Annotated in this window: 13 protein-coding genes; 8 read left to right on the top strand and 5 right to left on the bottom strand. The window is 46.8% G+C overall.

Annotation, left to right across the window (positions count from 1 at the left end):
* Nucleotides 1-127 precede the first annotated feature (127 nt).
* Nucleotides 128-1,042 carry a LysR family transcriptional regulator gene (locus tag BM099_RS05250; protein WP_090725416.1) on the top strand — a complete coding sequence of 305 codons (915 nt, stop codon included), beginning with the start codon at nucleotides 128-130 and terminating at the stop codon, nucleotides 1,040-1,042.
* Nucleotides 1,043-1,078: 36 nt separating this feature from the next.
* Here BM099_RS05250 and BM099_RS05245 read toward each other — a convergent pair whose 3' ends face one another.
* Nucleotides 1,079-1,465 carry a carboxymuconolactone decarboxylase family protein gene (locus BM099_RS05245; RefSeq protein ID WP_090725414.1) on the bottom strand — a complete coding sequence of 129 codons (387 nt, stop codon included), beginning with the start codon at nucleotides 1,463-1,465 and terminating at the stop codon, nucleotides 1,079-1,081.
* 225 nt (nucleotides 1,466-1,690) lie between these two features.
* Here BM099_RS05245 and BM099_RS05240 point away from each other — a divergent pair, with 225 nt between their 5' ends.
* From BM099_RS05240 to BM099_RS05225, 4 genes are all read left to right on the top strand, one after another.
* Entirely contained in the window at nucleotides 1,691-3,049 is a 1,359-nt protein-coding gene (locus tag BM099_RS05240; RefSeq protein ID WP_090725412.1) for a class II 3-deoxy-7-phosphoheptulonate synthase, read from the top strand.
* Nucleotides 3,046-3,372: a YqcC family protein gene (locus BM099_RS05235; RefSeq protein WP_090725409.1), complete on the top strand. Its 327-nt coding sequence runs from the start codon at nucleotides 3,046-3,048 to the stop codon at nucleotides 3,370-3,372. Before BM099_RS05240 ends, BM099_RS05235 begins: the two co-directional genes overlap by 4 nt.
* 320 nt (nucleotides 3,373-3,692) lie before the next feature.
* Nucleotides 3,693-5,678, top strand: a complete 1,986-nt coding sequence (locus BM099_RS05230) for a monovalent cation:proton antiporter family protein (protein ID WP_090725407.1) — start codon at nucleotides 3,693-3,695, stop codon at nucleotides 5,676-5,678.
* 61 nt (nucleotides 5,679-5,739) lie between these two features.
* Complete coding sequence (locus BM099_RS05225) at nucleotides 5,740-6,816, top strand: DUF3549 family protein (protein WP_090725404.1); 1,077 nt, start codon at nucleotides 5,740-5,742, stop codon at nucleotides 6,814-6,816.
* Here the strand turns inward: BM099_RS05225 and BM099_RS05220 are convergent.
* From BM099_RS05220 to purU, 4 genes are all read right to left on the bottom strand, one after another.
* Nucleotides 6,813-7,487: a replication protein P gene (locus tag BM099_RS05220; RefSeq protein ID WP_244889916.1), complete on the bottom strand. Its 675-nt coding sequence runs from the start codon at nucleotides 7,485-7,487 to the stop codon at nucleotides 6,813-6,815. The two genes, BM099_RS05225 and BM099_RS05220, sit on opposite strands and share 4 nt — an antisense overlap.
* A gap of 64 nt (nucleotides 7,488-7,551) precedes the next feature.
* Nucleotides 7,552-8,574 (bottom strand): DnaT-like ssDNA-binding domain-containing protein, encoded by a 1,023-nt coding sequence (locus tag BM099_RS05215; protein ID WP_090725401.1) that lies wholly within the window; start codon nucleotides 8,572-8,574, stop codon nucleotides 7,552-7,554.
* 64 nt (nucleotides 8,575-8,638) lie between these two features.
* Entirely contained in the window at nucleotides 8,639-9,046 is a 408-nt protein-coding gene (locus BM099_RS05210; protein WP_090725399.1) for a CBS domain-containing protein, read from the bottom strand.
* 94 nt (nucleotides 9,047-9,140) lie between these two features.
* The gene (gene purU, locus BM099_RS05205; protein ID WP_090725397.1) at nucleotides 9,141-9,995 is read right to left on the bottom strand and encodes a formyltetrahydrofolate deformylase; all 855 of its coding nucleotides are present in this window, start codon (nucleotides 9,993-9,995) and stop codon (nucleotides 9,141-9,143) included.
* A 249-nt stretch (nucleotides 9,996-10,244) separates the two neighbouring features.
* Here purU and BM099_RS05200 point away from each other — a divergent pair, with 249 nt between their 5' ends.
* From BM099_RS05200 to nfsA, 3 genes are all read left to right on the top strand, one after another.
* Nucleotides 10,245-11,768, top strand: coding sequence for a thymidine phosphorylase family protein (locus BM099_RS05200; protein ID WP_090725394.1), 1,524 nt, complete (start codon nucleotides 10,245-10,247; stop codon nucleotides 11,766-11,768).
* A gap of 37 nt (nucleotides 11,769-11,805) precedes the next feature.
* A complete protein-coding gene (locus BM099_RS05195) occupies nucleotides 11,806-12,690 on the top strand; it encodes a ribose-phosphate pyrophosphokinase (RefSeq protein ID WP_090725391.1) in 885 nt (294 codons plus the stop codon).
* Nucleotides 12,691-12,903: 213 nt separating this feature from the next.
* Nucleotides 12,904-13,641, top strand: coding sequence for an oxygen-insensitive NADPH nitroreductase (gene nfsA / locus BM099_RS05190; protein ID WP_090725387.1), 738 nt, complete (start codon nucleotides 12,904-12,906; stop codon nucleotides 13,639-13,641).
* Nucleotides 13,642-13,662 lie beyond the last annotated feature (21 nt).

Here is a 13,662-nt window from a genome sequence, read left to right as displayed (position 1 = left end):
TCTTTACGAAGCATTAGCCGTCACCCCCCTTTTAAGACTAGACTGTAATAATTAATATCAAATTATTAAGCTCAAACTATTAAGATCAAGCTATCCGACGTTTAAATAGCACTTGCAGGACTGATGCATGATTGAACTAAGACATCTCAAAACGCTATCAGCCTTACGCGATGCGGGCAGCCTGGTTGAAGCCGCTGAACGCATTCACCTGACTCAATCCGCCCTTTCTCATCAAATAAAAGATCTGGAAGACCGGCTTAACTGCTCCCTGTTTATCCGCAAAACAAAACCTATATGTTTTACTTCCGCTGGCCAGCGTTTATTGCTCCTGGCTGACGAAGTGCTGCCGATGATTCGTAATACTGAGCGGGATATCGCAAGGTTGGCAGGTGGCGAAACCGGACGACTCAACATCAGCATCGATTGCCACAGCTGCTTTGACTGGCTAATGCCAACCATAGATCACTTCAGACAGCACTGGCCAGAAGTAGAAATGGATCTTTCCAGCGGTTTCACATTTCAACCACTGCCAGCGTTATCGCGTGGTGATCTGGATCTGGTTATCACTTCCGATCCCGAAGAGCGCAACGGCATCATCTACATCCCCCTTTTCAGTTACGAATCGGTACTCGCCCTGAGCAAGCGACACCGCTTGGTTTCGCGTAAATATATTCAGCCACAGGATCTCGCTTCAGAAACGATTATTACCTATCCGGTTGATCAAAATCGTTTGGATCTGTTTACCCGTTTTCTTGATCCCGCCAACATAGAACCTCAAGAGATACGTACCGCAGAACTGACCCTGATGATTCTTCAGCTAGTCGCCAGTGGCCGTGGCGTAGCAGCACTCCCCAACTGGGCACTGCATGAGTATTTGCAACGAGACTATGTTGTAGCCAAGCCTCTGGGTGAAAAAGGCGTTTGGTGTACACTTTACGCGGCCATTCGCGAAGACCAGAAAAACAGCGAATTCATGCAGGACTTCCTGAACACAGCAAAAGAAGTGTCGTTCAGCACATTAAGCGGCATTAAATCAGCCTGAGCCTATAGGCTCAGCGCTGAGGACACTGTTTCTGATCTACTTTTGATTCAGCTGGTACTCTTCAATCACATCCTTAGCAGCCCTGAAAGCCTCCTGTGCCGCCGGTGCGCCGCAGTAAACAATAGAGTGAAGCAGTACTTCTTGAATTTCTTCTGGGGTACAACCGTTATTCAACGCACCACGCACATGACCTTTCAACTCAGCAGGCGCTTTTAAAGCAGCCAGCATGCCAATCGTCACCAGAGAACGGGTGCTGCGCGGCAATCCTTCACGCTGCCAGGTAGAACCCCAGGCATGTTCATTTATCCAATCCTGAACCGGCTGCGTCAGTTCCGTTGTATTGTCGATTGCACGTTGAACGAACTCCTCACCCATCACTTCTGTACGTACTTTTAGTCCGTTCTCGTAATCTTCTCTGGACATAATTTACCCTCGCTAGACAATTTCTATACACATCAGTTTGATGAAAACATTTAAGTATTCATTCTACGAAACACTAACAATGCTCAATATGAGTATCTATATTTCAGACAATTTTTCTTAAGCGGATACTACAGCCATTTTTCCTGATCTCAACACTTGTTTATTAATGATGATTGCTTACACTGTGAACCCTCTTATACACACTATAAATATAGACGGATCACCATGACTATCTGGACCCCAAACAGCTGGAGAAACAAACCTATCGTTCAGCAACCTGCGTATGCTGATCTTGAGCAAGTACGCTTGGTAGAACAACAGCTGGGTAAATTTCCACCTCTGGTGTTTGCGGGTGAAATCCGCTCTTTACACAACAATTTGGCAGAAGTCGCCCACGGCAAAGCGTTTTTACTGCAAGGGGGTGATTGCGCCGAAACCTTTTCAGAGTTCAACGCCAATAAGATTCGCGACACGTTTAAAGTACTGCTGCAAATGGCAGTAGTGATGACATTTGCTGGCAGCGTTCCGGTTATCAAAGTAGGCCGGATAGCGGGCCAATTTGCCAAACCTCGCTCATCCGATGTAGAAACAAAAGACGGGGTTACGCTGCCGACTTACCGTGGAGACATCATTAATGATAACGCCTTCACGCCTGAAGCCCGTATCCCTGATCCAGAAAGGTTATTGAAAGCCTATCACCAGTCGGCTGCTACGTTAAATTTACTGCGTGCTTTTGCACAAGGCGGTTTCGCCGATCTGCATCAGGTACATCGCTGGAATCTCGGCTTCGTCGAACAAAGCCCGTTAAGCGAAAAATATCAGCACATGGCAGATCAGATTGATCAAACACTTGCGTTTATGGAAGCCTGTGGGATACACGCAGAAAACACGCCACAAATTAAGGCGACATCTGTATATACATCTCACGAAGCCCTGCTGCTTGGATATGAGGAAGCGCTAACCCGTCAAGACAGCATGACACAAGACTGGTACGACTGTTCCGCCCATATGTTGTGGATTGGTGACAGAACGCGTCAGACTGACCATGCGCATGTCGAATTTCTACGCGGCGTAAAGAATCCAATCGGCATCAAAGTAGGGCCAACAACCGTGCCGGATGAGCTCATCAAGCTGCTAGACATACTGAATCCGGACAACCTGCCAGGGCGCATCACATTAATTGCCCGCATGGGAGCCAATCAGATTACTGAGAAGCTGGCACCACTGGTACGCGTAGTGAAAAGCGAAGGCCGCCATGTCGTCTGGAGTTCTGATCCAATGCATGGCAATACGATTACGGCTACCAGTGGCTACAAAACCCGCAGCGTCGATGCTATTTTATCTGAAATCAAAGGATTTTTTGCGGTACACCGTGCTGAAGGCACGCATGCAGGCGGTGTTCATCTGGAGATGACCGGCCACAATGTGACCGAGTGTATTGGTGGTGCATTTCAGATTACCGAAGAAGGTCTGGCGGATCAATATGATACCTTTTGTGACCCACGCCTCAACGGTGAACAGGCACTTGAATTAGCATTTATGATTACCGATACCATGAAATCAGCAAGAAACCACACACTGTGAGACAGCACAAAGAACTCTTATTAATCCTTAACGCTATCTCTTCAGAGATGATGGAAAAGGGCTTATGGCAAGCGACTCCTCCTTCACAGGAGGCGCTTAGCAGCCCTGAACCTTTCTGTGTGGATACCCTGACCTTTTGCGAATGGGTTCAATGGATCATGCTGCCACGCCTGGAGCAGATGGCTCAGTCACAAGCATCCTTGCCGGGCAATAGCGATATGTTCCCGATGGCTGAAGAAGCATTTAAAGGCGTCGACACGGAGACGGCAGAGCTACTCAGCCTGATCCTGCGACTGGATCAATGTTTACGCACCAGCCATTAATTTTCCACTCCTGTCAGCCACTTGTATAATCTACAGCGGATACACCCTATCCGCTGTAGCGATAACCTGGATAACAGCCCCTACAACAGATCAAACGCAGACCTGTCGTGTAATCTCAATTCTGTTTACACGGCCTGTAGAATACTACCCTGACCCTTAATATCGTTTAAGCTTTTTTGCCATGCGTAGCGCTCAAATAAAATAGCCAGCCCTATCAAGCTGTCATTTTTTTTGTTAATCGGGATACACTGTCTTTACTGAAGAAAACTGAACAGACCGATTTACAGTTTTCAACCGATTTTCAACTAAGGTCGTTTATAATGGACCAAAGTTTCTTTGAACCGTTTCTTATCATTCTGCTTAGCGCGGTCATTGCTATTAACTGTCTGCGCTATGTGCAACTTCCTCCGATACTCGCGTATCTGTCTGTCGGTGTTATTGTTGGCCCATATTCGTTCAAGTTTGTTGAATATTCTGACACCATACATCTACTCAGCGAACTGGGGGTTGTCTTTTTATTATTCATGCTGGGGTTAGAATTCTCCCTCCCCCGCATGATCACGATGCGCAAGACCGTATTTGGACTTGGCTTTTTGCAGGTTCTCAGCACCAGCCTACTTATTCTTCTGGTCGCCATACTGCTCGGACTACCCTTAGCAACGGCCATTGTCATCTCAGGTGCGTTAGCACTTTCATCCACCGCTATAGTGACAAGAGAGCTTATTCAGGCAAGCGAACTAAACACAGGTCACGGCCAGATCTCTGTTGGTATTTTACTCTTTCAGGATTTAGCTGCCGTATTTTTCCTGATTATTGTGCCCTCTCTCAGCGGCCAACAAGAAATTGACGGCCAAACCATCTTCGTGATGTTACTCCAAGGGGTAGCCCTGCTATTAATCTTACTTTTATTTGGTCGTACTCTACTCCCCACACTGTTTAATGAAGCCGCTAAAGCACATTCAGACGAACTCTTTGTGATGACCGCCTTAGTCGCAGCCCTGACTGCTGCGTGGTTAACTTACACGGCGGGGCTATCCATGGCACTGGGAGGGTTTTTAGCAGGCATGATGCTCGGCGAAAGTCGTTATAAGCATCAACTCAAAGCAGATATTCGCCCCTTTAGGGATCTGTTACTCGGGCTGTTCTTTGTGTCCGTCGGCATGCAACTCAACCTTATTGCGTTACAAGAGAACTGGTTCTGGATCATTGTTATCACCATCAGCTTACTGGCATTTAAAACGCTGACAACCACCGGATTAGCATTCATTCTCCACAAAGACCTGAAAAACGCCTTTCGTGCAGGTTTAAGCTTATCTCAGGGCGGAGAATTTGGTTTCGCGCTACTCACTCTCGCCATGAGTCACCAGTTAGTCAGCTTACAGCTGAATTCAATCATCACCTCTACCATTATTCTTAGTATGGTGTGTACGCCACTGTTAATTAAGCTAGGCAGGAAGCTCTCTCACTACCTGACAGTCAAAGTACACCCTTCCACACCTGACCCCTTTACACTCACACATACCCTGCAACAAGAAACCCGGGAACTGCATAATCATGTTGTCATTTGCGGTTATGGACGTGTCGGACAAGTCATCACACGCTTTTTAAAACCACTTAACATCCCCTATGTCATTATTGATTCTGATCCACTACGCGTGCGTGAATCCGCCGCCGCAGGCGAACGTATCTACTACGGTGATGCTAAACGCCACGATCTTATGAAGTCCATCGGCGCAGAACGCGCAAAACTCATCATTGTAACCTTCCCCGATGAAAAGGAAGCGCTGAAAACATTACTCAGCTTACAGCACCATCTGACTCACGTCCCCATTCTGGTTCGTACCCGTGATGACTCAATGCTCGAAGCGCTGCAGCAAGCGGGCGCAACCGAAGTGATACCTGAAAAACTGGAAGGTAGCCTGATGCTGGTATCTCATGTACTCACGATGCTGAAAATCCCAGCGGCTGAGATTCGTGAACGTATTCGCCAGGTGCGGAGCGAGCGTTACCAGATGCTACAAGGCTATTATCACGGCACGCGTTCCAGCAAAGTCGATAAAGAAGGCGCCGCTAACACTATCCTCCATCCGGTATTTCTTTCAGCCGATAGCGCTGCATGTGGCCACACCATTTATTCGCTGACATTAGAGCGCTACCAATCCAGTATCCAGTTGATAAGGCGCCAGCAAACATCCCTGCAACACCCCTCCCCCGAAACAATACTGGAGGCAGGTGACATCCTGATTATTCAGATGCCTGCCGATCAGCAAGAAGTGCTGGAAGCTAAACTATTATCAGGTGGCTGACCCTCTCGCTGGTTACTGTTAAGATAGCGCTTTTTTATCTCAATCAGTGACGAGGTTTACCATGTCCCAATTCAATAGCATCAGCGATCTCCTGCATGAAAGCGGAGCTCAATTTCGCATCTTTGATATGGGACGTCGCATCTCGAAAATCAGTAGTGGCCAGTTTGAAAAACTGGAGCAGGGCATGATCCCTTACCCTTTGCCCTATTTACACCATGCATGGCTAGCCCTGATGCTATGGAACAATAAAGACAAACAACAGAATGTTGTCTGGTTTCTAAAATTTCCACTCGACGAACAAGGCTTCCTTGTCCAGGCGGTGCGTGATGATTTTCTCAATCGGCTGATGCAGAATATCAGCCAAATGCTGCAAAAGGAAAACCTCGATCAGAACAATGACGCATTAAAAGACAACCCTTTTTCCTTCACACCCGATCAGGAGAAAATGGCGATGTTTCATGCGCAATCAGCCACCATTATCCAACAACCCGCCAGCCAGTTTTATACCGGTACGAAAGCATATTTCAGTGGTGATCTGGGTTGGGAGAACTGGTCGACACTCGGCTATCAGGGTATTGCGGATCTTGCTGCTCGTTTAGATGAAGATAACAACAATGCTTATCTATTAAATGCGATTCCGCACCTACCCGCCGAACCTCTGCGAGCATTGTGCACATGCCTGGAACATGTTGAACCCGATCACCGTATCGCTAAAGCGCTGCTAAGCCGCTTACAAGAGCAATTACAAACAGACCCGGATGAGACAGGCAATACTAATCTGGTTGCTGCGCTGTTACGCGGCTTATCCAACATCCATAATGAAGAACTAAAGAAAGCGACGATTCATCAGACGCTGACCTCCTCATATGCGGCAAAAGCAGAAGTCATGGCGGCCATCGCAACGCGTTGCAACCTGTCATTGCAATATCCGGATCTGTTAAGCCTGTATCTTGAAAAATTAGCCGTTTCAGAAGCAGGACAAACCGGCTTCTCGCGCATTCTGGCTGACCTGATGTTTATTCCAATGATGCGGATACTGATATTACAAGCGTTCAGAAACCCACAACGAAGCGAAGAGCTGTCTGCCGCCATAGGACTGATGTTTGGGACATCGTTTGAGCACTCTACGAAAAACTAACCGACTGACTCAACATTATCAGGAAGTTTTATACTCAGGTTCATTTCACTGACTTTCTGCTCAGCTTTCTTTTTATAGGAAGCTCGGGCACGAGAGCCCTCAGGCTTCGTCAGATAATAGAGTAATGAAGCCGCTTGCTCCTCGGAGATCGACTGAGACTGACTCCACTCGCGGATAAATGCATACAAGGTCGCGTCACGATTATCGGTTATCGCCTGCGGATGCGGCTGATCCAACAACTCTCCCTGGCGAAAGCGTCGCACTACCATTTCGTAATGATAAGAAAAAACCGGAAAAACAACGCGCTCCTCTTCTGAACGCAAACGAAACCATTCCGCTTCACGCCCTGCATGATAAACCACCGGGTGGCTCCACTGATGCTGAGTCGGATGATCTGCATAGCGACAGGCTTCTATGTAGGCCTGCCTGACACCCGGCACACCATCGCCAGCACCAATCGTTTCAAGAATCTTAAGAAACTCAGAAACTGTCGGCATCCACGCCAGCGTTTCTTTACAACGATCAACTGCCGTTACCAACTGCATTTCTGAAAACGCCGCCAGGCTCAATGCCCACTCTCGCTTAGCAATACGGATCTCTTCCTGCGTTTCAAAACAACTTTTGAACTTATGGCCATAAATTGCCATAAAGCGCGCAAAAATTAAGTTCACCAGCGCTTTCGTTTCAAGACTTATCGGGTCGGAAGATTTTTTTTCAGCCGCTGTCGTCTGGACATTACCAGTCTGTGTCTTTGATATCCATGATGGCTGCTGTAACCCGTTTTCGTTTTTCTTTAGTATCTCGGCGGGTGTTTTCATCATTTATACCTGAACCTGAAGAGTGTCGTGGTTGCTGATTACGTTGCTGCTCATTACGTTGTTCCCGGGCGTCACGCGTCTGTTTTTGCACCCATTCACGTTTAACCCACGCCAGAAATTTCTGATCCCAGTTACTTTCTTTTCGCTCTTTATCGATATAGTAGAGTATGAACTCATCCAGACATGTCTCGACAAATTCACGCGGAATCTGATGCCGTGGAAGAATCGAAAAGAACATGTCAGAGGGCGTCCAGCCCAAATGCATCATATGCAGTTGTTGATTGCGTTCTTCATGACGATCAAATAACTGCTGTAATTCATCTTTCTGCCGCTTCCAGCCAATACTACCACCAAAAGCCGGAGCGGGCCCACGATCACGCATATTGTTACGCGATGGCAGAGGCCGTCTCGGGTACGGCGGCGCATCTACAATCGGCAACCGGGCAATGCGTTGCAGCTCGTCCTGCTGCTCTTTATGATGATTGGCTTCTACGAATGCAGGCTCCTCAGCAGAGCCTGATGTGTGATTTTTTTCGTTGTTCTGTTGGGATGAAAATACGCCAGGCGCTGTCGTTTTTACAGGTTGAGATACTGATTCTTCACGTCTTTGTGAAGATCCTTGGGTAGCTCTTTGAGACACGCTTTGCGACGTTATTTCGGTGATCCTAACGGATCCACCCGCATTAATAATAACGTTAACAGGAGATTTCGCTGTTAAGATCGACAGTAGTTCAGCGACTTTTTCACGCGTCCAGAAGTCAGTCAAACTCAGCCACTGCTGAGCGGACAGCATGGCTTCACACTTACCCGACTTATCGGTAATACCGGCGATACTTAATTGCTCATGACAAATATAAAAGAGTAACGCGGCTTCCACACCTAGCTTACGTGCCAGTGAGGGATAAACAAACAACGGTTTTTCAGGAATCGTAATCGACATTCAAATACCAAATAAGGGTTGGTGCTGAGCAGCAACCCTCAACCGGTGATGCTAATACTCAACATTACGTATGTTGTGCGAACTCTTCTACAGCACGTAAAATATCACTCCGGCTGATCTGCCCAACCAGCTTGCCTTCACGCGTCACCGGCAAACGGCGTCGCCCTTTATCAATAAAAATTCTTGCGACTTCAATAATATTCGCATCATGACCAATCGTTTCAACATTGGGAGTCATATAGTTGCCAACAGTTCCGCCAACCTCCTCTTCGTGATAGGTCAGCGTCAAAATCGCTTTAAGACAATCGACTTCCGATATAATTCCAACCAACTCACCTTGTTCATTGGTCACTGGTGCGCCTGAAATCTTATATCTCAGGAAACTATTGATCGCTGCAAAAAGATCGGTTTCAGGATGAAAAGTTACCAACCCTGTTGCCATATAATCCTGAACTTTTACAGATTTTAACATTCCACATCCTCCAATCTGATATCAACACTTCCTTGCCCATACTACTTTCCTTTATTTATATAGTAGTTCAGCGGGCAGACAACATATATTGATTTCAGTTAAATACTACTGTTTTATTTCCACACACTAATATCCGGTCTTCCAGATGCCAGCGCAAACCACGAGACAATACACTTTTTTCCACATCACGCCCCAAACGAACCATATCTCCTGGTTGGTCACGATGACTGATGCGAATAACATCCTGATCAATAATCGGACCTTCATCCAGGTCCTGCGTTACATAATGACAGGTCGCTCCAATCAGTTTTACTCCCCTATCATGTGCTTGGTGATAAGGTTTTGCTCCGGCAAATGAAGGCAAAAAACTATGATGAATATTAATGATCTGATGAGGGTATGTCTCACACAGTTCATGCGGCAATATCTGCATATAGCGCGCTAAGACAATCACATCCGCCTTATACTCATTGATCAGTGATTTGATTGTATCAAAGTGATCTTGTTTGTTGTCTTTATCCACCGGAACATGATGGTAAGGAATATCATGCCATTCCACCATTGTTCTAAGGTCATTATGGTTAGAAATTACACAAGGAATATCACAAAACAACTCTTTTGAATGAAAGCGATACAGCAGATCGGCTAAACAATGAGATTCGCGGCTGGCCATCAGAACCACACGTTTGGGTTGATTCGAATCAGTTATCTGCCATTCCATTTTAAAAGACTGAGCAATAGGTAAAAATGCATCTCTTAGCCCATCCAGCTCAAAAGGCAAAGAGCAGGCGATAATTTCCACTCGCATGAAGAACCAACCGATCGACGGATCTGAATGTTGATTAGCATCGGTTATTGAGCCGCCGTGACTCGAAATAAAGTTACTGACCATAGCTACAACACCCACTCTGTCGGGGCAAGCCAGCAGCAATCGATATCGACGTTCCATTGTTTACAGATTCCTGTCAGATTAAAAACGAGGAGTAATAATAACAGCTTAAAGACGATTCAGGCATCCAATCTTGGTTGAATGAGTCCTTCATCAATAGATTATCTTGCCTGGTTTATATTGACGACCTGATATCTGCTGTATTTATAGCTATGATAAAATAAAAGAAACTTAGCAGGCTGCCGGGCTTGGCCGGTCGTCGATCCGTGTTAAGCCCGACAGTCCGCGAAGCACAGGAGTTTGTTGCTGATGCATTTCACGCCCGAACGCATGGCCCCCCTAAAAGCATTACGCCTTGGCATTGATAGTCATCATGAACTGATCATCTATCTCAGAGCAGACTGCCCTGTGTGTCGCTCAGAAGGTTTTTCGGCCATGTCTCGCGTGCTGGTTTCATCTGATCAGCAATACGCCATTGCGACACTCAATATTGTCACCGGTGATCTGCTTCAAAAAGGGCAAATAGGATTTTCCGAACCCGCATGGCGACGACTGGCACTAAAAGATAGCGACTCAATATGGTTATCACACCCAAAGCCCGTTCAATCCCTCTCGTATGTCAGGGCGAAAGTATATGGCCACACGCTGGATGAAATGGCTTTTCAAAGCATTATCAACGACATCGTTGAAGGTCGCTATGCCGATGTGCATGTGGCTGCTTTTGTAACGGCCTGTGGGGATGACCATCTCAACAATGATGAAATTACAGCACTCACCCACGCCATGATTAAGGCGGGCAGTCGCATTGACTGGCATTTACCCATGGTTGTTGATAAACACTGCGTTGGCGGCCTCCCCGGTAATCGCACGACACCTATCATTGTCCCTATTCTGGCTGCCTGCGGTTTAACCATGCCGAAAACGTCTTCCCGTGCCATCACCTCACCTGCCGGTACAGCAGACACAATGGAAACATTAACCAATGTGAGCTTATCTCAGGAAGAGATGCGCCAGGTAGTAAAGCAGGAAGGCGCTTGTCTTGCCTGGGGAGGATCCATGCGACTCAGCCCGGCGGACGACCTGCTGATTCAGGTTGAACGGGCACTCGGGATTGATAGCGAAGGACAGCTTATTGCATCGGTTCTTTCCAAAAAAATTGCCGCCGGGGCCACACATGTATTAATCGATATCCCTGTGGGCCCAACAGCCAAAGTACGCACGACGGCAGCCGCTGAACAATTAGCAAGAAGCTTCCATAGTGTGGCCAAGAAACTCTGCCTTAATATTGAAGTTCTATTTTCCGACGGATCTCAACCCGTGGGCAGAGGCATTGGCCCTGCGCTTGAAGCCTATGACATTCTTGCGGTACTGCAAAACACCCCCAACGCACCGGCAGACTTAAAAAATCGCGCGTGCATGGTGGCAGGAGCAATGCTGGAAATGATCGGCCATGAGAAGAAAGGCGAAGGTAAGAAAAAAGCCCTGCGCATTCTTGAAAGCGGACAAGCATGGGAGAAGTTTAAAGCCATTTGTCACGCACAAGGCGGCCTACACATGCCTCCTGTTGCTCCCTATCGATACAGCCTGGTTTGTCATCATGCAGGCGTCGTAGCAGAAATTGATAACCGTCAGTTGGCTCAGGTTGCAAAACTAGCTGGCGCACCGGCGGATCCGGAAGCAGGTGTTGAGTTTTTTGTAAAGCTGGGCGAGCATGTAAAAGAAAATCAGATTCTTATGACGATCCATGCTGCTAACGCGGGCGAACTTAATTATGCCGTTGAGTATCTGGAAGACCATCATACTATCGTCCGGATCGATGAGGCAGAGATCTAAAAAAAGCTAAAGCATCAGAGAGTTAAAGAGAACCATTATGCCACCGATACTATTTAATCTTGACTCAGACCCTTCACTGTTTGACGCACTGCTTGAGGCTATGGCCGCCAATAGAGGTCAACTGGAGCAGCGCAAGTTCCCTGATGATGAGTCTTACCTGCGTGTCCATAGTGACTGCGCGGATCGTGATGTCATCATCTACTGCAACCTGTATCAACCGGATAACAAAATATTACGTCTGTTGTTTCTGATTTACACGGTGAAAGAGATGGGCGCCAAACAGGTCGGCCTTATCACTCCCTACCTGCCCTATATGCGTCAGGATAAACAGTTCCACCATGGCGAATGTGTTAGCTCACGGCCTTTTTCCCAACTGTTGTCAGCGGCACTGGACCTGTTAGTCACCATGGATCCTCATCTGCACCGCTACCATTCTCTTGACGAAATTTACACCATCAAATCGACAGTAGTACCCGCTGCACCATTAATCGCAGAATGGATTAAACAGAATATATCTACGCCCCTGTTAATCGGCCCTGACATAGAAAGTGAGCAATGGGTTTCTGAAGTAGCACGGATGTCTCAGGCGCCATTTCAGGTATTACAAAAAATTCGTCACGGCGACACAGATGTTGAAGTCTCATCACCACACCTGGAGCAATACCATGATGCAACGCCGGTTTTAGTCGATGATATTATATCCAGTGGCCGCACCATGTTAGAAACTATTCAGCACTTAAAGCATGCCGGCATTAAAAGACCAGTGTGCATTGGTGTACATGGCATTTTTTCCGGCGATGCTTTTATGCAACTAGAGCAAGTCTCAGATGTCGTCACAACCCAATGCATACCACATCCCAGCAACCGTATAGATATTGCGCAGCCTCTGGCTAAAGCAACCTTACTGCTACTTAATGAATAATCCACCTAAATGAATAACGCACAAACATTAATGCCGCAAACCAGATTAGAGCCAAAAAAAATTGAATTCAGCCCCTCTTCAGGATCACTGTTGATAATATCAGGGCAAACACAGCACTTTTGGCAACACACTGTTCCTTCTGGTTCCCGTATTCAGAAGAAACGAATCAATTTAACCTTTGTCATGTTCTTCCATCATTAAACAGAGGGTTTTATGAATCCAACTATTGATCTACTTAACAACCATCGATCTATTCGTCTATTCAAAAAAGATGCTGTTACCCAGGAAACTATCAACACACTTATTAGCTGCGGCCAGGCGGCGGCGACGTCCAGCTTCATTCAGGCCTGCACCGTCATTCAGGTCGAAGATAGTAGCAAAAGAGAGAAACTTGCCGAGTACGCCGGCAATCAGAAATATGTACAAACGGCTCCGGTCTTTCTGGTTTTTTGTGCCGACATGAAACGTCATGAGCTAGCCTGCGACATGCATAACGAAGAGATGCTGAGCGGCTTTACCGAACAATTTATTACCGCTACCGTAGATTGCGCCTTGTTTGCGCAAAATGTTGCGATCGCAGCCGAATCGCTTGATTTGGGTATTGTCTATATCGGCGGTATTCGCAATAAAATTGCAGACGTCAGCAAGCTGCTGGATCTTCCTGAATTGGTTTATCCGGTATTTGGTATGTGCATTGGTTACCCGGATCAAACCCCCGAAGTCAAACCCCGGCTACCCTTACCTGTTGTATTAAAAAAAGATTCATACTCTAACGTTCAAGATTCTGAGCTACTGGCCGATTACGATAAAGTCATCCGCGATTATTACAATTCGCGAAGTGGCGGCAATAAAGATATGAGCTGGAGCGAACAAATAGCAGGGATGCTAAGAAAAGAAGCCCGACCACATATGCTTGATTTTTTAAAGTCACGTGGTTATTTACTGAAATAATCTGTGTACTCCCTGCGCAGT

This window comes from Neptunomonas qingdaonensis, assembly GCF_900113275.1.
GTDB lineage: Bacteria > Pseudomonadota > Gammaproteobacteria > Pseudomonadales > Balneatricaceae > Neptunomonas > Neptunomonas qingdaonensis.
Note: the sequence above shows the minus strand (reverse complement) of the source record. Positions and strands in the feature narration are given on the sequence as shown.